This is a genomic window from Pontixanthobacter rizhaonensis, assembly GCF_012972675.1.
Lineage (GTDB): Bacteria > Pseudomonadota > Alphaproteobacteria > Sphingomonadales > Sphingomonadaceae > Pontixanthobacter > Pontixanthobacter rizhaonensis.
On record NZ_JABCRE010000002.1, the window covers coordinates 556,669 to 579,203 of the forward strand.

Here is a 22,535-nt window from a genome sequence, read left to right on the forward strand (position 1 = left end):
GCAACATATTATTGAGGGCCAGGGCCTTGTCCCGGGCCGCCACGGCCGGGCATAAAGCGGTATGTGATACGCGCCTTGGTCAAGTCATAGGGCGTCAGTTCACATAGAACTTCGTCACCCACCAGCACACGAATGCGGTTTTTGCGCATCTTGCCAGCAGTGTGGCCCAGTACTTCATGACCATTTTCAAGCTCTACTCGGAACATCGCATTGGGTAGCAATTCTACCACCTTGCCGCGCATTTCGAGGAGTTCTTCTTTCGCCATAAGTTCTGTCTATCCGTGTCGTTTGTCGATTGGTGTGGCGCGCACATAGCGCCGAGCGGGATAAAAGGGAAGCCTCGCGCGTATGAGTAGGGAATCAGCAGCCATTTCATGGGTCTGCGACAATTCGATACCTTAAAGCGGGTTGCCCCTTTGCCCGCTCATCTCAACAAGGCGAAACGTATGATCGCTCGCACACTTCTTGGTTCCTGCGCTGTTTTGGCGCTCACGGTGCCGTTTTCTGTATCTGCGCAGGGTGCAGAAGGGGATCCGCCCACAGCAGACACATCGTCCAACGGAGAAATTGTCGTGCGGGCCGATCGTTTGCGCGGACAAGTCAACACGGCGCAAGCTCCAGTTTTGGAATTGAACGAGGAAGACATTGCAGCCTACGGCGCATCGTCGGTTGCCGATCTTGTGGCAGCTATTGAGCCGCAGACTGGTTCAACCCGGGGAAGGGGCGGCGGCAGGCCCGTATTTCTGGTCAATGGCATCCGGGTCGCCAGTTTTCGTGAGTTCCGATCCTACCCCTCGGAAGCTATCCGCAAAGTAGAGGTTCTGCCCGAAGAAACCGCGCAATTGTTCGGCTTCCCACCGGACCGGCGTGTGTTGAACTTCATCCTGAAAGACAATTTTTCCGCAGTCACCGCGGAAGTGGAATATGAGCAACCTGATCGCGGTGGCTATTCAGTCAATGAGCAAGAACTGACCCTGCTGCGTATATCCAAGGCGGGGCGGCTCAACCTCAATGCGGAAGTGCGCGATGTCACCTTGCTAACAGAAGAAGAGCGCGAGATCATCCAGACGCCTGATAGTCTGCCTGATGTTGCAACCGATCCAAACCCCGCGGCATTTCGCAGTTTGGTATCCGACAGTGCCCAAAAGGAAGTTACTGCCAACTGGGCCAAGGCATTTCTCGATACCGGTTCGTCCATCAGTCTTAACGCCACCTATGAGCGCAGTGATTCGCGCAGCCTGTCGGGTCTCGACAGTGTCCTGCTGACTGATGGCGCTGGTAATCAAGCGCTGCGAACTTTCGGGGCTGATAATCCGCTGGAAAGACGAATTGCGTCAGACACATTCTCTAGCGCTTTTTCCTTCTCAAAACCGCTCGGATCGTTTCAGTTCACCGCCACGGCTGATGCCAATTACTCGGCCAGTCGGACTGAAATAGACAGACGAGCCGATGTAACCGCTCTGATCGCTGATGCCGCAGCCGGCACTTTGGCGATTGATGGCGCTTTACCCGCTTTAGAGGACGCCGGTTTCGATGTGGCTGATGTGGGTACTTATTCGGCTGACACCAAACTGACAGTACGGGGCAGCCCGTTTTTCGTACCCGCAGGTGATGTCCAAACGACGGTCGATCTTGGCTATGGATGGAACCGGATCGATAGCGAGGATTCTCGCGCTGGATCCGATGTACAACTGACGCGGGGTGCTATCTCCGGCGGTTTCAATATTGCGGTTCCTATAACCAGCACGCGCGATGATTTCCTTGCCGCGATCGGTTCTATTACTTTGAACGGGCAGGTAGGTTTCACCGATCTGTCGGATTTCGGAACCCTGTATACTTGGAATGCAGGATTGAATTGGGAACCGGTTGACGGGCTTAATTTGCAAGCGACCTATGTGTTTCGGGAAGCCGCGCCGTCTTTGGCCCAATTGGGTAACCCGCAGATCACGACGCTGAACGTTCCGTTTTTTGATCTGGCGACGGGCGATACTGCGCTGGTTGAATTAACCACGGGCGGCAATCCCAATCTACAAACAGAGACGCAGTCTGATTGGAATTTTTCTGCCAATTGGGACGTGCCGTTTGTGGATGGTGCGCGGCTGAGGATCGATTACGTCAAAAACCGTTCGGACGATGTGTCATCTTCTTTCCCATTCCTGTCACCAGAGCTTGAGGCAGCATTCCCCGCGCGGGTGACCCGCGATGCGGCTGGGTCGTTGCTGGCGGTTGACCAACGGCCGATAGACTTCTTTGAAAGCCGAACAGAGCGTTTGTCCTTTGGCTTAACGATGCGCGGCCGGATTGGTGGCGGAGATGCACGCGGCGGCGGCCGAGGAGGGCCGCCTGCTGGTGTTACTGGTGGCCGCCGGCCCAATGCCCGACCCGATACCCCGGCTACCGATCAACGTGCTGGCGGGGGTGCCAGAGAGGGAGCCAGAGACGGAGGCGAAGAAAGAGGCGGGCCCAACCGGTCCAGACGCGGTCCCCCTCTGGCGAATATGAGCGAGGAACAGCGCGAACAATTTCAGGCGTTCCGGCAGCGGTTATGTGCGGATGATGGCGAGGCGTTTATAACAGGCTTGGCGCAGACCCTTGCGAGAGGAGAAACACCTGAGGGCATGGAGGGTTTCGATAGTGAGCGAACCCAACGTATGCTCGCGCGGTTTTCCAATGAAGACGGCACTCTCAACACAGAGCGCCTAAGCCGCTTCCGCGAACGTATGTGTGCAGGTAGTGGGCCTGATGGTCCCGCGAGCGCTGGTGCGCAGTCCGGTAGACCCAATGCGGCGACTGGTGGGCAGCCGCGAGGCGCAGGCGGAATCCCTGGTTTTGGCGGCGAGAATAGCATCCGTTACTTCTTGAATTTGACGCATACTGTGGAGCTGGACCGGCAGATTTTGATCGCTCAAAACGGGCCATTGCTTGACCTGCTGGACGGTGATGCGCTGACGGCCTTTGGTACACCGACAAACACCTCACGGCTTGAAGCGGGCATATTCGGGCAGGGGCTGGGTATGCGGCTGTCAGGCCGATATACTGGCAGCGCACGGGTCAATGGAAGCGGGGCGCCAGGCAGCACGGATCTGTTCGTTGATGACCTGCTGACAATGGATGTGCGCTTATTTGCTGATCTGGGTCGGTTGCTGAAAAAAGACAGCGGCATACTGAAAGGGATGAGAGCGTCGTTCAGGTTCGACAACGTGTTTGATGGGCGCCGTATTGTGCGGGATAACAATGGCGATATCCCGATCGGCTTTCAGCCTCTGTTGGTGGACCCCACAGGCCGGTATTTGGGTATGGAACTCCGCAAGCTATTTTGATGCCTGCGGAGTTTTCCGACATCCTATCAATGCAGGCTGGATTGCGGGAATAGCAGCCCGGTTAATCCGCGCGGTTCGAATGGTTGCCATTCGCCTTCATTCTGCGCCAACCGGTCGGCAATAGCGAACATGACCGTCGGGTTGACACCAAGGCCGATATGGCTGGCCATGACCTCAATATTTTCCGTCTGCCCCTTTGTATCGGGATGCGGGTGCTGCACTGAGCCGCGCCAATGGACGACACCGTCACCTTTGGTCAGGATAGAGGTCGTCGGTACGGGCGGTGCCTGGTCCAAGCCAGTGAAGTGGCCAGCCTCCATCGGTTCAGGGTTTTTGCCATTGAGCCATTCAAATAATTTGGCCGCATTGGTGTGATCGCGGTCATCGCTGATCGGGCTGCCAAGTGAAATTACCATGCGGACCTTGTCCGGCATCATCTTGGCCAGCTCCCGTGCGAACACACCGCCAAGGCTCCAACCGACAATTGAAATCTTGCCGCCTGTTTCCTTATACAGATCGTCAACCCTCTGCTTCATCGCATCTACGCGGGCATTGTCGATCCGGACATTGCGGCCAAGTTCCCACCCTACGGTATGGTAGCCCAAACTATCCAGCAAGGAGCGCATCGGGCGGGTCGAGCGGTCGCTGGCCATGAAGCCGGGTAATACGAGCACACCGTGGCCATCACCCTTGGGCAGGTGCCGCATCGCAGGGCGTAGAGCAACGAAACTGGCAAATTCAGCCATCGCGCGGCCCGGCTCCGTCAATGTGTAAAAACGGCTTGGGGGACGAGCGCTGGTGGCTTCTGCCGATTGGGTTGCTGTCATGTTTTTGGCTTCCTCTTGCTTGCACCTTTTGCCGGAATCTTACGCCCCGTTTTTGCTGGTGCTTTTTTCGTACTGCTTGTCCGGCTTTTCGCCGCCGCAGTGGGTTTGGTTGCAGCCCGCTTTTTGGTGGGCGCTTTTTTTGCTGGTGTTTTTTGAGCGGCGGCCTTTTTTGCAGAAGCATTCTTGGTGGGTGCTGCATTTAGTTTGGCAGCTAAATCACGATATTCTTCAAAACTGTCTTGTATGCACTGTGCGTAGAAGTCCGGATCGGGCATCAATTTGCGGCAGGCGGTGAAGGAAATTGTTGCTTCGCTACAGTACGATTGCACGACATGACCAAGGCCGAGGCCATCGGTCAGGCAAAGCAGCCCCATCATACTTTCAAGCTGCGCGCCCGATGAGTAAATCGGCACCGGCGGACCCGGCACATTGGTGACCACCGTTGAGAATGGAGGGCCCATACGATTGGCCAGGCCAAGGCGTGTGTAGAGCTGCGCGCCCAATGCCATGAACAGGGCCGGGCTGACTTTGCTCATTTCGGTCATATTGCGCGCACCAACCGCGTCGCTCATGGCCTTGGAATTGGTGGTGCGGGAATATACGAAATCCAACCGCTCTGTCAGATCTTCCAAATGTGTGCCCAAAGGCGCGATCATCGCAGCCACTTGGTTGCCCATATCGCCCTTCTCCTCGCCGGAGCGGACGGAAATAGGCGCCATCGCCGTGAGTGTTTTTGCGGGCAGGTCGCTCTTGTCCAGCAAATAACGCCGCATGGCGCCGCCGATAATGGCGAGGAACACATCGTTGACTTTGCAACCGGGTGACAGCGCCCGAATGGATTTGATATCGGCCAAAGGCACGCTGCGCCCTTCGACAACGCGCGCGGTCGAAATCACCTTGTTAAAGCGGCAGCGCGGTGCGACCATTTCGGTGCTGACTTTGAAGTCTTTCACCGCCAAGCCTTTGATGGCGTTGGCAAGACCGGGCGCTGCCTTTGCGGCAACTTCCAACTGCTTCAACGGGTTGGTGAGCGCGCTGATATAGGATTTGCCGAGTAGCTCTATTGGATTGGGAACTTTCTCCGGCTTCCAATTATCGGGTTTGTCTGGCGCTGGCGCATCCGGAACCAGCGTATGCAGCGCTTCCATCAAATCCACGCCGCTCATACCATCGATGGCTGCATGATGGACCTTTGTGATCATTGCATAGCCGCCGGGCGCGACCCCGGGAATGTTATCCAGCCCCTCTACAACTGTGAATTCCCAAGGGGGGCGGCTCAAATCCAGCGGACGGGCGAAAATCCGCGCTGCCTGAATGCACAGCTGACGCCAATCACCCGGTTTGGGCAATGCAACATGGCGCACATGATATTCCAGATCGAAATCCGGGTCTTCAATCCAATAGGGATAATCGAGATCAAAAGGGACTTTGACCAAGCGCTGTCGCATCGTTTTCGACAGTTGCATCCTGCTTTCAAAAAAAGACAGGATGTCTTTGAAGCGGACAAAACCGCCGGGCGCAGTCGCAGGATTGTAGATCAACAAAGACCCGATATGCATCGGTGAGTTGCGCGTTTCCAGCGCGACGAATGACGCATCCATGCCTTGTAACTGTCGCAAATCCGCTCCTGCTCAATCGCCGGCCTGCGCCGGATAGATGCCAGAGGGGTAACACAGCAGGAGGCGGCGTCAACGTCCTTGCGCAATATGACAACTATCGATGCAGATTATGCAATAAAGCTGTCGCGGTCGGTTAGACTGTTTCGCGGGATTTGATTGCCGAACCGACATGACGTTGTAGCGTCTGACGGTACCGCTTCATCGAAGGTGCGGGCATCCGCTGTTTGCGGGGGACTGCATTGGCGGTTGGCGATGCTGGTGTTTTTAGGTCCAATTCGCCAACAAACTTGATGATCTCATCCGAATTGCGGACGGTCATATTCGTCATTCCCGGTAGATCGCCACAATCTGCGTGGGTCAGCCCGAACATGAACAATTCGCGATAGGCAACCCGTTCCGTCAAGCCGGATAGAAGCCTTACCCCAAGGTGGGCTGGCAATTGGTCCAATGCACTGTCAAAACGTTTTAGTTGCAGCTTCTCAGCCCATCTGACGCGGTTCTTCACCAGCATCCAATCAGTGCCCGGCAGCCCGCGCTCACAGCGTTCAGCCCGCAGCTCCGCCACAGTTTCTGCGAACCGGCCCAGACGTGCAAAGCGCATGGTGGCAGCGTTGAAATGGGCAACCGAGTCCAAATCAATAAAGGTCGGGTTGACTGGTGTAATCAGCTTATCTGCCATCGCGATCGCGCGGCGCGCAATCGGCGAATCGTGTCCCGCCACATCAATAACGATATGCGTAGCACCAGCACCGACACGGGCGATTTCTTGCGCCAGCATCGCGCCAGTTTGATGTTCCAGCACAATCGGCTGCGGGCTGGGTAGGTCGATCCCCAAGCTACGAGAGGTCGCTTCGCGGTTCTCTAACGCACGGGAAAACGATTGCTGTCTGCGATCGAGGTCAATAGCGAGTACTTTGCTACCTGAACGCGCCAAAGCGATGCTGGTGTGGAATGCCAGCGTTGATTTGCCGACGCCGCCTTTTTCATTGGCGAAAACGATGATCTGGGCTTTGATCTCGGGGCGACGACAAATATCGGCCAAAACGACCGAAGGATGCTCTCCGTTAGAGTGCTCAAAATCCATCAAAACCCCCAAAGTTTAGATCCAGTCGATTCGCGAATCGGCCAGCTGCGAGAGTGTCTAGGTTTTAGGAGTTATCCACAAGTAAAAAGTCGAATAATGTCGTGCTATCGGCCGATTGAAGTTCGGTTCGTACTCGCCTGAAGCCAAACGAAAACTTCCAATCTGGGCGGGCGAGTCTATTGGTGGGGGATGTCTCGAACAGGTTCGCCCACCTCGGCCGGAGCGCCGCATGATCCGCGCGGTGCGGAACGCTTCAACGAGGAGAAGGCGACCTATACTGTCGCGTCCGCGCAACCCAACCTTCAGGCCGGGTTGGAAGCGATCAAAGAAACCGTCAAAACGCTGAAACCTATTCCCGGGGTTTACCGAATGCTCGATACGCGCGGAGACGTTTTGTATGTTGGCAAGGCGAGAGCGCTCAAAAACCGGGTTGCCAATTATACGCAGCAAAACAACCTGACCCAGCGCTTGCTCAGAATGGTGAGCCAAACCCGCCGGATGGAGATTGTCACTACCAATAGTGAAGCGGAAGCGCTGCTGTTGGAAGCGCAGTTCATCAAGCGTTTCAGGCCGCCATTTAACGTGTTGCTGCGCGACGACAAAAGCTTCCCTTTTATCTTGCTTCGGTCCGATCACGGTTATCCGCGGATCATGAAGCATCGCGGCGCGCGCCGGGCGAAGGGCAATTATTACGGGCCTTTTGCCAGCGCGGGAAGTGTCAACACGACCATCAATGCCTTGCAAAAGCTGTTTCTTTTGCGGTCCTGTACGGACAGTTTCTTTAGCCGCCGTGACCGGCCGTGTTTGTTGTATCAGATCAAACGATGCAGCGCCCCTTGCGTTGGCCGGATTGACGAGGCCGGTTATGCCGAACTGGTCAAGCAGGCGCAGGATTTTTTGGGCGGCAAAAGTTCCGCTGTGCAGTCGGGCCTTGAAAAACAAATGGCCAAAGCGGCTCAGGATTTGGATTTTGAGACCGCAGCGATTTTGCGGGACCGGCTGCGTGCGGCGACTTTTATTCAAGGCAGTCAGGCGATCAATGCCAGCGGTGTAGGCGATGCAGACGTGTTCGCTTTATCCAGCAAAGGCGGGCAAATTGCTGTGCAGGCCTTTTTCATTCGCGGCGGTCAAAATTGGGGGCACCGCGCCTTTTTCCCGCGCCACACGAAGGATGTGGAGGAAGGCCAAGTGCTAGCCAATGTGCTGGCGCAGTTTTATGAGGAAGTGCCCCCGCCAAAAACTATTTTGGTGGACCGTGAATTGCCCGAACAAAAGCTGATTGAAGAAGCGTTTGGCGCAAGTGCGGGAAGTAAGGTTGATATCTCTGTTCCGCAGCGCGGTGACCGGCGCAAACTGATGCAACAGGCGCAGCGTAACGCTGTTGAGGCTCTCGAACGGCGTCTTGCGGAAAGCGGCACCAAAGCCAAAACCTTGCGCGAGATGACGGAGTTTCTTGAACTGGCGGACATTCCCCAGCGGATCGAAGTGTATGACAACAGTCATATTCAAGGCGCGAAAGCCGTTGGCGGTATGATCGTTGCGGGGCCTGAGGGCTTTCTGAAGAACCAGTACCGTAAATTTAATATCAAGACTGCGCAGACCAACGATGACTTCGGCATGATGCGTGAAGTGATGCATCGCCGTTTCAGCCGTGCGATGAAAGATGATCCCGACCGTGAAACCAGCGGTGAGAAGGCAGTGTGGCCCGATCTGGTCCTGATCGATGGCGGTAAAGGCCAGATGAGCGCTGTAAGGGATACGTTGGAAGAGCTAGGGATCGAAGATGTCCCGCTTATCGCGATCGCCAAGGGCCCGGATCATGGCAGGGAAGGGCGCGAAGTGTTCCACTTCCCAGACGGGCGCGAGAAGACCCTGCCAACCAATTCCCCCGTGCTGTTCTATTTGCAGACCCTGCGCGATGAAGTGCACCGCTATGCCATCGGCGCGCACCGGGCCAAGCGCAGCCGTGCGATCACTGCATCACCGCTGGACGAAATACCGGGCATTGGTCCGGCGAGAAAGCGGGCGCTGCTGCTGCATTTCGGCACCGCCGGCAAAGTGCGTGCAGCATCGTTGGAGGATCTGCAGCGGGCACCAGGCGTCAGTGAAACGGTGGCTCAGACGATTTATGATTTTTATCATGCAGGTGGTTAGAAGTTAGCACTTTATCCCGCCGCACCTTATCCCGCCGCACCTTATCCCGCCCCAAGGCGCAGCCGTCGGGCCCGTTTTTACTCAGCTTTTGCACGGCGCTTGCGGATCATGCCCTCTTGCGCCACGCTGGCTACCAATGTCCCGTCCCGGCTAAAAATACGGCCCCGGTTAAACCCCCGTCCGCTACCGCTCCACGGGCTGTCAGTGACATATAGCAGCCACTCATCCGCGCGAGCAGGGCGATGAAACCAGATCGCGTGATCAAGACTGGCCCCGGTTAGCTCATTGCGCATCCAGCTGAGCCCGTGCGGCAAAACGCTGGTCCCGAGCAAGGTGAAATCGCTGGCATAGGCGATGACTGCCCGGTGGATCTCTGGATCATCAGGCAAAGTCGCAGCCGCGCGAAACCAAGTGTGAGCGAGGGGGGCTTTCGGCTCGCTATTCATCCAATGCAGCCTGTCAATCGTGCGCATCTCGATCGGGCGCGGACGCAGCATAAGGCGGCGCTGTGTGTCACTTATTTCCGGTAAGGCATCAATGAAGTGCTTACGCTGCTCCATGTCTGATTTGAGGTCTTCTGGCGGGGCGACATCAGGCATCACGCAATCCTGATGTTCCAACCCGTCTTCCGATATCTGGAAGGATGCAGTCAGGTTGAGGATCGGTTTTTCTGTGCCATCATCATTTTGACTGGCCACGACCCGGCGGTTGGCGAAACTGCGCCCGTCGAAATCACGGGCAATCGTGTAGTTAATCGGTGGGCCTTCTTTCCCGCCGCGCAGGAAATACGCATGGATTGAATGCGCCACTTTCTCGTCTGGCACGGAGCGCTGTGCTGCCATCAATGCCTGGGCGATAACTTGGCCGCCGAAAACTCTGCCAACGCCCCCTTTTTGCGGATTGCCGGTGAAGTGATCTTCTGAGTTCTTAGTGACAGACAAAAGGCTGACAAGGTCATTGACGAGATCTTGGGGTGTTTTGGAAGTGCTCATAATGCGGCTTTGCGAAGCCTGCTTCCGTTCGTCAATGAAGTTATCTCAAACTCCTGTCAGACGCAGCTTTCGCAGCACCCGGTAGGCATAGGCTTTGGAGGCATTGGAACCGGGCCAGCGTGCGGGCGCGGCCGGTGTGATCCCTGCCTTCCGGATGATCCTGTTAAATCCGCGCGCATCTGCTTCTTCAAAGCTCCAATCGCTCCGCCAAGTAATCGACAGGGAAATCGAGCTTTCGGGGCCATTGCGGACAAAATGGGGCGCCATCACCGGGACGAATAAGGCTTCACCGGCGGCAATGGCAATTGCGGTTCCTTGGTCTGCGAATTTCTCTTGCCATGTCAGCTCGCGCGCGCCGCCAGAGTGGTAGCTTTCATGCACGGTGTCCGCAGCGAAAACAGGATCGCCAGCGGGGAATTGCGTCATCACTTTTGACCCCTTCAATTGCAGCAGGATATTGTGCTCAGGGTCAAAGTGATACGGCGTAACCGCGTGAGGAGAAGAGATAAAAATGAAACCTTGCGGCCGCAACATAGCGCCCGTCTTGGCTTCGATCTCAGGCTGAATCTCGGACAGCAGAGATGCCAACAACGCTTGGTAGGCTGGAACTTGCTCGATATTTTTGAGAACCGCCCAGCTATTGCTGGTGGCGATGTGGCGAATAGTATCCTGGATAGACATACCCGTCGCACCCGGCTTCCCGTCGACGCCGATTGGCAGATCGCCGCGGTTATATTCGATGGAGCTTTCCTGCATGATCCCGGCGAGATCTGCCAAAGCATCCAGTGTCAGCAAATGGTGCGTGTGGAGCTGGTGCGGCAGGCTATGCGGTGTTTCTGGGTAATTCGCAGCGAATGCGGCGCGCGCAGCGTCATTGAAGACTGTGCCGTCTTCCTCCAACACACTGTCTGCAGTGTCCGTTCCGCGAAAATCTTGGATGTTATCCATCATGCTGCTCCGATTGCTCCGGCACTATTTCCTTGCGCAGTATTTGACGAAACAGTGCTTTTCTAAATGCGCCGCCAAGGCCGATATTCACGCCCACCATGCTGCGTTTTTGCCGCCAGATTCGTTCGATCATCGGGTGGTCAGCTGCGGCACAGCTATCAGCCCATTCAATGTGGGGATTGGCGAGCAGATCGAGGTTTTCTTTTTGCAACAAGACACCCGGAGAAAATCGCGCATAGTTCTCATCGAAGGTGGTCTTGAAGGAAAAAGCCCCGGGCGGGGTAAGGAAATTGGCCAGCATCGCAATAGGGCGGCTGTCTAATGACAGTGACAAGCGCTCCAGCTTTCCGGCGTTGCCGGCTCCGGTCAATGTGGCGCGAAAGAACCGCTCATTGGGCACATTGTCAGAAAGGGCGGTTTTCTCCCGGCCCTTCCAACCAGCGGCTTCGAGTGTAAGAAAATCGTCGATCCATGTGGCCAGTCCGGCATCTGATGTGGTTCGATCAAACCGGATGTCACCATGTTCACTCAGGCGGTTAAGCTGCCTGCGTAATTCTTTGCGTTTCTTGCCAGACATGGCGGCGGCGAAGTATTCTTCGGGCGATTGATCGGATTGCAGCATCGCCCGCGCTTCCCGGTGGACAATGCCCGCCTCAATATGGTTGTTGGATGCGAAATGCCTGAGCGCCGCGTGAAATGGTCCATGCTCCGGCAGGTGGTTAAAGTGGAGAAATAACCCGGTGTTTGTACGCGCATCCGCCCAGTGATGGACAGCCTCCGCAAAGCCATACTCGCTGCCAGCGAGAGTAAGCGGAGCACCGCAAAAGGCATTGTCATGCGACCATGCCGATAGATGGGGTATGGGATATCCATAATAGGATATTGCACGCTTGACCGGCATGACACCGGTCAGTTGCTTCGCCTCGTAATAGGCGAGCAGGGTTACTGTTTCGGGTTCAGCAAACTCGTTTAGTGCCGGAAGCAGTGCCCACGGTTCAAAAAACGGGTTTGGATCAGAAGAGCTGTCGGCCAGTGCTTGCCAGTCTTTCAAAAACTGATTGTCTGGGTCGGTCCAGTTTTGAACGATGATCTGCGAGGCGCGCGCGGGTTCGACTGCGGAATTATCACGCAGGTCACCGGCTCGTTTTTCTACTGGCACACTCGCCACGTATTAACCTTTGCATCACGCGGCTTTGGCAGCCGTGACGGGGCCGTAACAGGCGAAGACTGACAAGGTTTTAACGACGATCAGATTTTACAGTGTGGCAGGGGCGCAGGGCAGGGGCCAAGCCGCAAATGTGCGGTGAACAGGCCCAAATGAAAACCCCGCCGGAATTGCTTCCGGCGGGGCTCATATAGCCAACGCTATTGGATCAGATCAGTGTGCCAGTGCTGCAAGCAGCAAAAGCGCAACGATATTAGTGATCTTGATCATCGGGTTCACAGCAGGGCCAGCGGTATCTTTGTACGGGTCACCCACAGTATCGCCAGTTACAGCAGCTTTGTGAGCTTCTGAACCTTTGCCGCCGTGGTTACCGTCTTCGATATATTTCTTGGCGTTATCCCACGCACCGCCGCCAGCGGTCATGGAAAGCGCCACGAAGACACCCGAAACGATCACACCCAGCAACAGAGCACCAAGAGCAGCAAAGCCGTTTGCCTGGCCAGCCACCATAGTGATCGCGAAGTAGACGGCGATCGGTGCGAGCAACGGCAGCAGCGAAGGAACAATCATTTCCTTAATCGCAGCTTTCGTCACCAGATCGACGGTACGAGCATAGTTTGGACGGCTGGTGCCATCCATAATGCCCGGGTCCGCAGCGAACTGCGCACGGACATCCACCACAACGTCACCAGCAGCACGGCCAACAGCGGTCATGCCCATCGCACCAAACAGGTACGGGAGCAGCGCGCCAAGCAGCAGACCGACGATGACATACGGGTTTTCAAGGCTGAAGCTGACTTCGAGATCTGGGAAGAACTCTTTGAGGTCAGCGGTGTAGGCCGAAAACAGCACCAGAGCGGCAAGACCGGCAGAGCCGATTGCGTACCCCTTAGTGACAGCTTTCGTAGTGTTGCCAACGGCGTCCAGCGCATCGGTTTTTTCCCGGACGCTTTCTTCCATTTCAGCCATTTCAGCGATGCCGCCAGCGTTATCAGTCACAGGACCATACGCATCCAGCGCCACAACCATACCAGCCAGCGCCAGCATAGATGTCGCAGCGAAGGCAATGCCCATCAAACCAGCAAGCTGATAGGTGACGATAATACCAACCACGATGACCAGCGTTGGCAATGCAGTCGATTCAAGGCTGATAGCCAGACCTTGAATAACGTTGGTGCCGTGACCGGTTTCAGATGATTTCGCGATAGAGCGGACCGGACGATATTCGGTGCCAGTGTAATATTCGGTGATCCAGATGATCAGGCCAGTAACCGCCAGACCAACCATCATCGACCAGAACAGTGACATACCGGTGAAGGTTTGATCACCTAGCGTGAACGATGTGTCCATGCCTACCGCATAGTCAGTCGCCCACCAGATCGCTGGGATCGACAGAACAGTGGTTGTGATGAAGCCTTTATACAAAGCGCCCATAATGTTATTCGAGCTGCCGAGACGAACCATGTATGTCCCGATGATCGAAGTCACGATGCACACACCGCCAATAAGAAGCGGCAGGCTCATCAAGGCGAACAGGTCAGCAGCTGCGAGACCGGCGAACAACAAAGCCGTCAGAACCATCGTCGCACCAACGGTAACGACATATGTCTCGAACAGATCGGCAGCCATACCAGCGCAGTCACCTACGTTGTCACCAACGTTATCAGCGATGGTGGCAGGGTTGCGTGGATCGTCTTCCGGGATACCCGCTTCCACTTTACCGACGAGATCAGCACCGACGTCAGCAGCTTTGGTAAAGATACCGCCGCCCAGACGGGCGAAGATGGAAATGAGCGATGCACCGAACGCAAGGCCAACGAGAGCGTCGATAATCTCACGCTTATCGGCCAGAACCGTCAGGTCTTTGCCCAACGGGCCGACCAGCACGTAGAAGAAGCCTGCAATCGCCAGAAGCGCAAGGCCAGCAACCAGCATACCGGTTACCGCGCCTGCGCGGAATGCAACGGTGAGGCCTTCTTGAAGACCTGTTTCAGCAGCAGCAGCCGTTCGCACGTTGGCACGGACGGATATGTTCATGCCGATAAAGCCGGCCACACCCGATAGCACAGCGCCGATAACGAACCCGATGGCAGAAATCCCGCCAAGGAATACGAAGACCAAAATGGCCACGATCACACCGACGATACTGATCGCGGTATATTGACGTTTCAGATAGGCTTGAGCGCCTTCCTGAACTGCGCCAGCGATTTCTTGCATTCTTTCATTGCCGGCGGCAGCGCCGAGCACTTGGCGGCTGGTAATCAGGCCGTATAGAACGGCCAGCAATCCCAGTCCGATTGCTATATAAACTAGTTGCACGTTTATCCCCTCATGCGAATTGCATTGAATTTGGCCCGCTTATACGGGTCCAAAAGATCATTAAGGTATAAGGGGGCGGGAATGGCGCGCAAGCCCAAACCGTTAGAAATGCACGGTTCACCGCATTCTTCGCGGCGTTAGTGCTGGTACCCGAGGCCGATCGAGCTATCCAAAACTGCGTCATCAAGCTGCAACAGCCCGTGCTGAGCCTCGATCACTGTACCGATCCTGGTCGCGGGAACTGGCAAACTGGCAGTCGGCGCGCAGGTGAACAGCAGCTCGTAATCCTCTCCCCATCTGATGCATTCGTCCAAGCGGTTCGGGTCTGCCACGGGAATGGTTGCGCGGTCGAGTTGGAAGGTCAGGTCATTATGTGCTTGTGCCATGCGCCAACAATCGAGCAACAACCCATCAGATATATCCATCATAGTGTGGGTAAAGGGGGCCAATGCGCGCCCTTCGGCAAGGCGAGGGTGAGGGCGATTGAACGCGGCCAGATAATCCGGCTGCCCTTCAAATCCGAGCATCGCCCGACCAAGCGGACCTGTGACGTAAATGGCATCGCCGACCACGGCACCTGCCCGGTGCGGAACGGGGGTATATGTCGCCCGGCCAATGGCGGTCATTCCAAATGTGGGCGGGCCATCAGCGGCGATTGTATCGCCCCCCAATATCGGCACGGCAAATTTGGTGAGAGCTTCGTCTAATCCCTTAAGAAAACGCGCATCATCCGTGCCCAGTGTGTAGCTGAGCAAAACGCCCACCGGTTCGGCGCCCTTGGCGGCCAAGTCAGACAGGTTACTGGCGACCAATTTCCAAGCCACGTCTGCCATATCGGCATTGGCGCGAAAATGTGTTCCTGCGGCCATGCTATCATGGGTCAGGATCAGCGTTTCGCCGCCAACTTCCAATTGCGCTACATCGTCATGCAGTCCGCGCGCCCCTGCGTGCAGAGGCAATGTGCGCAAGGCTGCGATGAATGCGGCTTCGTCTATGGTCTGAAATCTTTTGCTGCGGCGTCCAAAACACCGTTCACGAATTTTGCTTCGCGATCATCGAAAAACGCTTTTGCCACATCGACATATTCGTTGATGATAACAGCCTTGGTGATATCGGCCCGCGCCATCAGTTCGTACGATCCAGCGCGCAAGATTTGCAGCATGGTCTTGTCCAGACGGGCAACAGTCCAGCCATCTGCCAGTTTTTCGGTCAGTTTTTCATCAATTTCATCACGGCGGGCATCAACGCCGCTGACGATATCATCAAAGAAATCTACATCGGCATCCGCATATTGATCATCTTCGATCTCGCGGCCCAGACGGTGCTGGTGGAATTCATCAAGCAGCTTGGCGAGCTTTGTTTGCTCCATCTGTTTTTGATAGAGAGCTTGCACAGCGGCAAGGCGGGCCGCTGATCTGGCAAGGCCGCGAGAGGATGATTTGGAACTGCTCATTTCAGGCGGCTTTCGATGGATATGGCGTGGGCCGGTAGGCCTTCTGCATGGGCGAGCGTGGCTGCGGCGGGGCCAATAGCCTTCAGCGCGGCTTCGTCTAATTCGATGAAGCTGGAACGCTTCATAAAGTCCAGCACGGATAAACCGCTGGCAAAACGGGCGCGGCGGCCAGTAGGCAATACGTGGTTCGGCCCGGCAACATAATCGCCAACCGCTTCGGGTGCATAACGGCCAATGAAAATGCTGCCAGCATGACGGATACCGTCAAACAAGGGCTGCGGATTATCGACTGCCAGTTCCACATGCTCTGCCGCCAGATCATTGGCCAGATCGATCGATTGGGCGATGTCATCTACTTGAATGATGACGCCGTGATCCTGCCAGCTTTTCTGCGCGACATTCTTGGTTGCGAGCATGGCAGACTGCACATCAACCTGATCTTCAACCTGCCGGGCAAAGCCCGCATCGTCAGTGATTAAAATCGATTGGGCATTGGGGTCATGTTCCGCCTGACTCAACAGATCAGCAGCGATCCATTCCGGATTATTCTGCCCATCGGCGATCACCAGAATTTCGCTCGGTCCCGCCACCATATCAATGCCGACAACCCCGTATAATTGGCGTTTTGCCTCTGCCACCCAAGCATTGCCGGGGCCTGTAATCACGTCGACGCGCTTGATACGCTCCGTCCCATAGGCCAGCGCGCCCACAGCTTGCGCGCCGCCAACCCGCCATATTTCAGATATGCCGGCCAAATGTGCAGCAGCCAAGACCAGGGGGTTGACCACGCCTTTGGGTGTCGGTGTCACAACGGCTAAGCGTTTAACACCGGCAACTTTCGCCGGGATGGCATTCATCAGCAGTGATGAGGGATAGGCTGCGCGTCCACCGGGAACGTACAGACCTGCTGCATCCACCGGATGCCACCGAGCGCCCAAGCGCACACCGTCTGCATCGGTGTAATCACGATCTTCCGGCAATTGCGCTTCGTGATATGTGCGAATGCGTGTGGCGGCGAGGGTGAGCGCATCGCGCAAATCCGCATCCAGCCCGTCAAACGCTGCTTTGCATTCCTCGGCCGAAATCGCCCAATCCGTGTCGGATGACAGGGTGTGATTGTCAAACCGGGCGGTCAGTTCAGACAATGCCGCATCACCGCGAGCGCGTACATCGCTGAGTATCGTGTCGACTTGGCGAGTGACGTTGGCATCACCATCGCGGCGATCATTCACGATTTTCCGGAAAGCGCCTTCAAAGCCCGCATCATTGATATTGAGCCACTGCATCAGGCTGCAACCCGTTCGGCATTGGCGCGGAATGTTTCAACCAATTGCGCCACGCGCGGATCGGTTTTCAGCGCAGCGCGATTAACAATCAACCGGGCAGAGATGTCGATGATCTTGTCGGTTTCCACCAGACCGTTCTGTTTCAACGTCGCACCGGTGGAGACCAGATCGACAATCCGCCCAGCAAGGCCAAGGGTCGGCGCGAGTTCCATCGCGCCGTTGAGCTTGACGCATTCGGCCTGAATGCCGTGCGCTTCAAAGTGGCGTCGGGTGATATTGGGGTATTTTGTCGCAACCCGCAGGTGGCTTGCACCGTCAGTCTCGCCCGCCCCATCTTTGGGCTCTGCGACCGAAAGGTGGCAGCGCCCGATTTCCAGATCTACCGGGGCATAAAGGTCTGAATAATCAAACTCTTCAATCACGTCTGAACCAACGATTCCCATTTGTGCCGCACCATGTGCTACAAAGGTAGCGACATCGAATGCGCGGACGCGGATAAGCCGCATATCTTCGCGGGTTGTGGCAAAGCTAAGTGACCGGTCTTTCTTGTCGTGAAAGGCATCGGCTGGAACAATTCCGGCGCGCTCCATCACGGGCAAAGCCTCGTCAAGGATGCGGCCTTTGGGAATGGCAAAGGTTAGCGGAGCAGAGTTCACAGCAGTCATAGCGTGGCGGCAAATAGAGATCCCGCACGCAAAGGGCAATGAATAGGACAGGAAAAGGCGAATTTATGGCTGCAAATGGGATTATGAACATTGTCGACGTTCCGGAAGCCATCGCTTGGCAAGCGACTCATTGTGATGAAGCGGGGGCAACCAACACAGCCCGGGTTGTTCGCGCATTGCTGGCTGTTCTTGGAACAGATACGGCGGTTGGGCGGCGTATGGCCAATTGGCAGGGGCTCAGTTTGCAGGATGCGATGCCGCTACGGATCAATGGCGGATTGCACAATTTGCTGCTGACCGGAGCTGATCCGCGGCTGGGACCGGTCTATGCTGGCCTGACAACCGACCAATCCACGATTGACGCGATTGTGGCCGATTTGGTCCAAACTTTCGATGCGCAATTGCTACCATGGCTTGATGGGCCGCCGCAAACCAATGAAGCCGGGCGGTCATGGGGATTTATGAGCGCGCTTATGTGGCTGTCCAAGCGGGTCGGCCCCAAGTTTGAAATTAACGAGCTGGGCGCAAGCGCCGGGGTCAACACAATGATGGACCGGTATCATTTTGATCTGGGCGGGGTGACAGTTGGGCCGCCGAAATCTCCTATGCAGATCAAACCCGAATGGCGGGGGCCACCGCCGCCTGATGCACCGGTAGAGATCGCGGAAATTCGCGGGTGCGATCAAGCCCCGGTTGATCTATCCGATCCAGCGGCTGCGCTGCGGCTGAAAAGCTATGTCTGGCCAGAAGCGACAGCACGTATGGGCCGGATCGAAGCCGCCATCGCGCTTGCGAGTGAGCAAACCCCGGATTTGATCAAGCAAGATGCGGGTGATTTTGTCGCGGCTATGATGGATCGGCCCCAAGAATCCGGCGTTACGCGGGTGCTTAGTCATTCAATCGTCTGGCAGTACATTCCCGAAGCAACCCGTGCATCTATCGAGGCGGCGATGGCAGCAGCAGCGGAGCGGGCGAGCGCTGAAAAGCCGCTCGCGTGGGTGGCGCTGGAAACCAATCGCGAAACCTTCCGGCACGAACTCCATGTCCGATATTGGCCGGCCGGAGGTGAAGAAACTCTGCTGGGATGCGGCCATCCGCATGGGGCGTGGGCAGAATGGTTTGATACGCCATAAGGTGACCTAGGCGAGAAAACTTTCCAGCGCGGCATTGAACGCGGCGGGCGCTTCCCATGTCACAAAGTGCCCGCAATCAGGGACTTGGACCAGTGTGAGATCATCAACCAGATCGTCCAAGCCTTCCAGATTGGCATCGGGCAGGGCGAGATCATTCATCCCCCACACGATCAATGTCGGCACCGCGACATTGGGCAAAGGCGGCGTCGCATAATCGGCAGGTAGCTCAAACGGGGCGTCCATTGGCGGTACATCTGACAGGCCTGCACGATACCAATTGATCATCGCGACCGCTGTATCGGGGTTAGACCACTCTTTCAGCAAGCGATCCCTCTCCGCAGGCTCCATATTGGCGGATCCTTGAAAATCGAGAGCTTTGACAAGTAGGGGCAACAGCCCTTTTTGACGGAGCAGAGCGTCATTTTCCCGATCCCGAAACATACGCACATATTGGCTCGCCGCCCGCTGATCTGGATTGATGTGTAACAGCTTGGAGAAGACGAAGGGGTGGGGCGCGTTGGCAATCACCAGCCGCTCAATCCGGTCTTTCATTACACCGGTAAGGGCAATGGCCCATGCAACCACGCCGCCCAGATCATGGCCCACCAGCGTGAATTTACCGACATCCAAAGCATCCGCCAGCTGAGCAATATCGCCCATCAGTTTCTCGATAGTGTATTCACTGGCATCTTGCGGGTTGGATGATCCCGCATAGCCGCGCTGATCGGGCGCAATGCAGCGATAGCGGTCAGAGAACGCCGCGATCTGATGCCGCCATGTACGGTGCGATTCGGGAAAGCCGTGTAAAAAGATCAGCGTTTCCCCATCTCTGGGGCCCATTTTTGGGGGTCCGGTATCAAGCACATCCAGCTCAATCCCGCTTGGCAGTTTTACGCGGATCATATCGTCATTCATGATCAGCCTTCAGCTTCCATTTTTTCAATATAACCCGCCGCAACCATCGCTGCCACTTGATCAAATAGCTGATCGGGTGTGCGCCGCATTTCGCCCATCGCTTCTTCCATACCTTGGGCAACGATGATCTCTCGCTGACCCTCTCCAATGGCATCAACGATGGTTTTCGCAGCATCTGCGGCTGGGATACCATTGTCGATCACCCCATCGCTCTTGCCCCGCTTGGTGCCGTCAGATGTCAATGCGTTCCGCGAAACATTCGTTGCGACTGATCCGGGCGCAATTACGTGCACATCAACCCCGCGATTGGACATTTCAGCACGCAGCGCGTCAGCATAGCCGATCAGGCCAAACTTCGCCGCGCAATAGGCGGTACGCATCGGCACACCGACCTTTCCGGCGATGGAGGATATAAATACCAGCTTGCCTGACCCGCGCTCTGCCATGTGCGGGAGCAGGGCTTGTGAGGCAGCAATCTGCGCGGTCAGGTCGATATCGATAATGTCACGGTAGACCTGCATCTGAGTTTTGAGCGCCTGACTACGCTGTGAAACACCGGCATTGGCCACGAACACATCGACATTACCCGTCCACGCGATGGCTTTCTCAGTCGCGGCCAGCATCGCTGCCTCATCGCGCACGTCGAAAGGCAGCGTTAGCGTCTGCGTGTCCAGCGCTTCTGCCACTGCGCTCAATCGCGCCTCGTCACGCCCGGACAGAATGAGATTTGCGCCCTGTTTGGCCCATTCGGCCGCAAGCGCTGCACCGATGCCCGATGATCCACCGGTGATCCAAACGGTCTGGGTCATGCATTGTCTCCTGCTGCGGTCGCTTTAATAGCCAATGCATGGACCCGGTCGCCGGGAATATTGCCCAGAGCTTTATTGACCATCCGCTGGCGCTGAAGCCTTGAGACACCATCAAAGGCGGCACTTTCTATCACAATGGTGAAATGCGACTCGCCGCTGCCATCATCACCGGAATGTCCGGAATGGCTTGCGCTATCGTTGATGATATCGAGAACCGTCGGGGCCAGAGCCTCCGTCAAAAGCGCTCTCATTTCGTCAGCGACACCCATCAGCATATTCTCCTATTTGCAATTCGCTCATCACACCCCATCCTTAGAGATGATGCGTAAAGACAAGTTCCATGGGCGGTTTGAGGATGTAGGGCAAGAATGCCAAGCGCCGGATTGCCAACAGCCGGGCGAATTTCGCGCACCGGGCATTCGCGGCAACAGCTTTGACGGGCCAGGGATGTGGCGCTGGTTCTGCCTTGAACACATACGGGAATTCAATGCCGGTTATGATTGGTTTGAAGGCATGAATGCGGATGAAATTCTCGCGGCCCAATCTCCGGCGGCGGGGTGGGCGAGTGAAACGCGCGCCTTCAAGCCTGATGCCGGTGTTGATGGTACCCCGCGCTGGGCAGATTTTGCCGACCCACTTGATGCGATTGGCGGGCGCGCGGCGGACATCAAAGCGCGGGCTTCAGGCAACGCAGCCGTCTATTCCAAGTTCACTCCGCGCGAGCAGCAGGCGCTTACCGAGATGGGTCTTGATGTCGATACAGACCGGCCCGCATTGCGGCGGCGCTATTCTGATTTGGTCCGGCGGTATCACCCTGATCGCAATGGTGGTGATCGCAGTCATGAGGCGCGCCTCGGCCGAGTGGTGGAAGCCTATCAGCTGCTCAAACAGAGTGCCGCGTTTAGTTAATCGCGATGCAACGCGCGGTTCGCCAATTCAGGCTCTGCGACACCTATTGTTTGAACGCCCAGCGCAGGGTTTTTCCAACCACTCCGGCGGCAGCCTTGGCGGGGATGATGGCCAATCCCGGATCTTCCAGTTCAAGCATTGTCCGCGCATATCGGGGCAGCAGGTCGACCGCCGCAGTGCCCAGCATTTTCTGTACCGCAATCGGCGCGCCCTTGGGCCGCTGGGTAAGCACCAGCCGGGCAATTTCTTTGGCTTCTTTAGTAGCTCTTAACTCAGGCTGGAATTCCCGCATCAATGCGTCTGCTTCGCGTTTGGTTTTTGGAATCGGGTCTGCGCCCAGCATCTGCGCAACCTGCGCGAACTGTCGGAAATATTCATCTTGATCTGCCAGCGGCATGGCTGGCTTCACATAGTGAATATACGCTTCCAGAAAACTGACAGCCTCTGCCACGTGCACCCATGCCAAGGTACGGGGGTCTGTGGCTGAATAAGGCGTGCCATCGGGCAAAGTACCGTTCACTTGGGTATGAATATGATTGACGCGGTCACAGATTTTAGCGGCCTCGTCACGGTGGCCGAAAGTCGTGATGGCAATGAAACGAGCGGTTCGGCGCAGCCGCCCATGCATATCTTCGCGGAAGTTGGAATGGTCCAGCACCCCTTGCAAAGGGTGCGGATGCAGCATTTGCAGCAAAAGGCTGCGAATTCCGCCGATCATCATCGACACAGCATCGGCATGAACCATCCGTATAGGGGTGTCTTTGGCGAATAAGGCATCATCTGATGGCGGGACCGGCTGTTGGCCGTTTTCCACGTCATTAAACACCGCGCGAACGCGACCGATGACTTGCTGGCGAACAAACTCTGATGGGCGGCTGGGGGTCATTTAGTGAACATGGCGGTTTATTCTCGCAGGACCAAGCCCATATATCGGGCA

Annotated in this window: 20 protein-coding genes; 4 read left to right on the forward strand and 16 right to left on the reverse strand. The window is 56.2% G+C overall.

The annotated features are described in order from the left end of the window. Window positions 1–8: 8 nt before the first annotated feature. On the reverse strand, window positions 9–266 hold the full coding sequence (gene infA / locus HKD42_RS02550; RefSeq protein ID WP_011413465.1) for a translation initiation factor IF-1: 258 nt from the start codon (window positions 264–266) through the stop codon (window positions 9–11). Window positions 267–446: 180 nt separating this feature from the next. Here infA and HKD42_RS02555 point away from each other — a divergent pair, with 180 nt between their 5' ends. Next, the gene (locus tag HKD42_RS02555) at window positions 447–3,320 is read left to right on the forward strand and encodes a TonB-dependent receptor (protein ID WP_170010021.1); all 2,874 of its coding nucleotides are present in this window, start codon (window positions 447–449) and stop codon (window positions 3,318–3,320) included. A 26-nt stretch (window positions 3,321–3,346) separates the two neighbouring features. On the opposite strand, the gene HKD42_RS02560 is transcribed toward HKD42_RS02555, so the two are convergent. The 3 genes from HKD42_RS02560 to HKD42_RS02570 all read right to left on the reverse strand — a co-directional run bounded on the left by HKD42_RS02560 (window position 3,347) and on the right by HKD42_RS02570 (window position 6,850). Next, the gene (locus HKD42_RS02560) at window positions 3,347–4,147 is read right to left on the reverse strand and encodes an esterase/lipase family protein (protein ID WP_170010023.1); all 801 of its coding nucleotides are present in this window, start codon (window positions 4,145–4,147) and stop codon (window positions 3,347–3,349) included. After that, on the reverse strand, window positions 4,144–5,766 hold the full coding sequence (locus HKD42_RS02565) for a WS/DGAT/MGAT family O-acyltransferase (protein ID WP_246236681.1): 1,623 nt from the start codon (window positions 5,764–5,766) through the stop codon (window positions 4,144–4,146). The genes HKD42_RS02560 and HKD42_RS02565 overlap by 4 nt, the downstream gene beginning before the upstream one ends. A 133-nt stretch (window positions 5,767–5,899) precedes the next feature. After that, complete coding sequence (locus HKD42_RS02570) at window positions 5,900–6,850, reverse strand: division plane positioning ATPase MipZ (RefSeq protein WP_170010025.1); 951 nt, start codon at window positions 6,848–6,850, stop codon at window positions 5,900–5,902. A gap of 189 nt (window positions 6,851–7,039) precedes the next feature. Between HKD42_RS02570 and uvrC the strand changes: the two genes are divergently transcribed. Continuing rightward, window positions 7,040–9,004 carry an excinuclease ABC subunit UvrC gene (uvrC, locus tag HKD42_RS02575; protein WP_170010027.1) on the forward strand — a complete coding sequence of 655 codons (1,965 nt, stop codon included), beginning with the start codon at window positions 7,040–7,042 and terminating at the stop codon, window positions 9,002–9,004. A gap of 77 nt (window positions 9,005–9,081) precedes the next feature. On the opposite strand, the gene HKD42_RS02580 is transcribed toward uvrC, so the two are convergent. The 8 genes from HKD42_RS02580 to hisG form a co-directional block, all read right to left on the reverse strand. Continuing rightward, window positions 9,082–9,996 carry an acyl-CoA thioesterase gene (locus HKD42_RS02580; protein WP_170010029.1) on the reverse strand — a complete coding sequence of 305 codons (915 nt, stop codon included), beginning with the start codon at window positions 9,994–9,996 and terminating at the stop codon, window positions 9,082–9,084. A gap of 45 nt (window positions 9,997–10,041) precedes the next feature. Further along, window positions 10,042–10,944: a cupin-like domain-containing protein gene (locus tag HKD42_RS02585; RefSeq protein WP_170012037.1), complete on the reverse strand. Its 903-nt coding sequence runs from the start codon at window positions 10,942–10,944 to the stop codon at window positions 10,042–10,044. Then, window positions 10,937–12,112, reverse strand: a complete 1,176-nt coding sequence (locus HKD42_RS02590; protein WP_343042140.1) for a GNAT family N-acetyltransferase — start codon at window positions 12,110–12,112, stop codon at window positions 10,937–10,939. Before HKD42_RS02590 ends, HKD42_RS02585 begins: the two co-directional genes overlap by 8 nt. Window positions 12,113–12,322: 210 nt before the next feature. Next, a complete protein-coding gene (locus HKD42_RS02595) occupies window positions 12,323–14,428 on the reverse strand; it encodes a sodium-translocating pyrophosphatase (RefSeq protein ID WP_170010031.1) in 2,106 nt (701 codons plus the stop codon). A gap of 137 nt (window positions 14,429–14,565) precedes the next feature. Then, window positions 14,566–15,396: a thiamine-phosphate kinase gene (gene thiL, locus HKD42_RS02600; RefSeq protein ID WP_211483478.1), complete on the reverse strand. Its 831-nt coding sequence runs from the start codon at window positions 15,394–15,396 to the stop codon at window positions 14,566–14,568. A gap of 23 nt (window positions 15,397–15,419) precedes the next feature. Continuing rightward, window positions 15,420–15,881, reverse strand: coding sequence for a transcription antitermination factor NusB (gene nusB / locus HKD42_RS02605; protein WP_170010033.1), 462 nt, complete (start codon window positions 15,879–15,881; stop codon window positions 15,420–15,422). Then, window positions 15,878–17,167: a histidinol dehydrogenase gene (hisD, locus tag HKD42_RS02610; RefSeq protein ID WP_170010035.1), complete on the reverse strand. Its 1,290-nt coding sequence runs from the start codon at window positions 17,165–17,167 to the stop codon at window positions 15,878–15,880. Before hisD ends, nusB begins: the two co-directional genes overlap by 4 nt. Further along, a complete protein-coding gene (gene hisG, locus HKD42_RS02615) occupies window positions 17,167–17,832 on the reverse strand; it encodes an ATP phosphoribosyltransferase (RefSeq protein WP_170010037.1) in 666 nt (221 codons plus the stop codon). The genes hisD and hisG overlap by 1 nt, the downstream gene beginning before the upstream one ends. 38 nt (window positions 17,833–17,870) lie before the next feature. Between hisG and HKD42_RS02620 the strand changes: the two genes are divergently transcribed. After that, complete coding sequence (locus HKD42_RS02620; RefSeq protein WP_246236683.1) at window positions 17,871–18,965, forward strand: DUF2332 domain-containing protein; 1,095 nt, start codon at window positions 17,871–17,873, stop codon at window positions 18,963–18,965. A gap of 6 nt (window positions 18,966–18,971) precedes the next feature. Here HKD42_RS02620 and HKD42_RS02625 read toward each other — a convergent pair whose 3' ends face one another. Genes HKD42_RS02625 through HKD42_RS02635 form a run of 3 tightly spaced genes read right to left on the reverse strand, consistent with a single transcriptional unit; the run spans window position 18,972 to window position 20,958 of the window. Then, complete coding sequence (locus HKD42_RS02625; RefSeq protein ID WP_170010039.1) at window positions 18,972–19,880, reverse strand: alpha/beta fold hydrolase; 909 nt, start codon at window positions 19,878–19,880, stop codon at window positions 18,972–18,974. Between the two features lie 2 nt (window positions 19,881–19,882). Continuing rightward, a complete protein-coding gene (locus tag HKD42_RS02630; RefSeq protein ID WP_170010041.1) occupies window positions 19,883–20,689 on the reverse strand; it encodes an SDR family NAD(P)-dependent oxidoreductase in 807 nt (268 codons plus the stop codon). Continuing rightward, a complete protein-coding gene (locus tag HKD42_RS02635; RefSeq protein ID WP_425500358.1) occupies window positions 20,686–20,958 on the reverse strand; it encodes a BolA family protein in 273 nt (90 codons plus the stop codon). The genes HKD42_RS02630 and HKD42_RS02635 overlap by 4 nt, the downstream gene beginning before the upstream one ends. A gap of 52 nt (window positions 20,959–21,010) precedes the next feature. Here HKD42_RS02635 and HKD42_RS02640 point away from each other — a divergent pair, with 52 nt between their 5' ends. Continuing rightward, the gene (locus tag HKD42_RS02640) at window positions 21,011–21,598 is read left to right on the forward strand and encodes a J domain-containing protein (RefSeq protein ID WP_170012045.1); all 588 of its coding nucleotides are present in this window, start codon (window positions 21,011–21,013) and stop codon (window positions 21,596–21,598) included. 43 nt (window positions 21,599–21,641) lie between these two features. Here the strand turns inward: HKD42_RS02640 and HKD42_RS02645 are convergent, their stop codons facing one another. Further along, complete coding sequence (locus tag HKD42_RS02645) at window positions 21,642–22,484, reverse strand: oxygenase MpaB family protein (protein ID WP_170010045.1); 843 nt, start codon at window positions 22,482–22,484, stop codon at window positions 21,642–21,644. Window positions 22,485–22,535: the final 51 nt, after the last annotated feature.

Excerpts from the sequence above, each read along its gene's own strand:
- HKD42_RS02585 (WP_170012037.1), bottom strand. The coding sequence starts at position 10,944 with ATGGATAACATCCAAGATTTTCGCGGAACGGACACTGCAGACAGTGTG.
- HKD42_RS02620 (WP_246236683.1), top strand. The coding sequence starts at position 17,871 with ATGAATAGGACAGGAAAAGGCGAATTTATGGCTGCAAATGGGATTATG.
- HKD42_RS02555 (WP_170010021.1), top strand. The coding sequence starts at position 447 with ATGATCGCTCGCACACTTCTTGGTTCCTGCGCTGTTTTGGCGCTCACG.
- nusB (WP_170010033.1), bottom strand. The coding sequence starts at position 15,881 with ATGAGCAGTTCCAAATCATCCTCTCGCGGCCTTGCCAGATCAGCGGCC.
- HKD42_RS02625 (WP_170010039.1), bottom strand. The coding sequence starts at position 19,880 with ATGAATGACGATATGATCCGCGTAAAACTGCCAAGCGGGATTGAGCTG.
- infA (WP_011413465.1), bottom strand. The coding sequence starts at position 266 with ATGGCGAAAGAAGAACTCCTCGAAATGCGCGGCAAGGTGGTAGAATTG.
- uvrC (WP_170010027.1), top strand. The coding sequence starts at position 7,040 with ATGTCTCGAACAGGTTCGCCCACCTCGGCCGGAGCGCCGCATGATCCG.
- HKD42_RS02570 (WP_170010025.1), bottom strand. The coding sequence starts at position 6,850 with ATGGATTTTGAGCACTCTAACGGAGAGCATCCTTCGGTCGTTTTGGCC.
- HKD42_RS02640 (WP_170012045.1), top strand. The coding sequence starts at position 21,011 with ATGCGTAAAGACAAGTTCCATGGGCGGTTTGAGGATGTAGGGCAAGAA.
- HKD42_RS02560 (WP_170010023.1), bottom strand. The coding sequence starts at position 4,147 with ATGACAGCAACCCAATCGGCAGAAGCCACCAGCGCTCGTCCCCCAAGC.
- HKD42_RS02580 (WP_170010029.1), bottom strand. The coding sequence starts at position 9,996 with ATGAGCACTTCCAAAACACCCCAAGATCTCGTCAATGACCTTGTCAGC.
- hisD (WP_170010035.1), bottom strand. The coding sequence starts at position 17,167 with ATGCAGTGGCTCAATATCAATGATGCGGGCTTTGAAGGCGCTTTCCGG.
- hisG (WP_170010037.1), bottom strand. The coding sequence starts at position 17,832 with ATGACTGCTGTGAACTCTGCTCCGCTAACCTTTGCCATTCCCAAAGGC.
- HKD42_RS02635 (WP_425500358.1), bottom strand. The coding sequence starts at position 20,958 with ATGGGTGTCGCTGACGAAATGAGAGCGCTTTTGACGGAGGCTCTGGCC.
- HKD42_RS02645 (WP_170010045.1), bottom strand. The coding sequence starts at position 22,484 with ATGACCCCCAGCCGCCCATCAGAGTTTGTTCGCCAGCAAGTCATCGGT.
- HKD42_RS02630 (WP_170010041.1), bottom strand. The coding sequence starts at position 20,689 with ATGACCCAGACCGTTTGGATCACCGGTGGATCATCGGGCATCGGTGCA.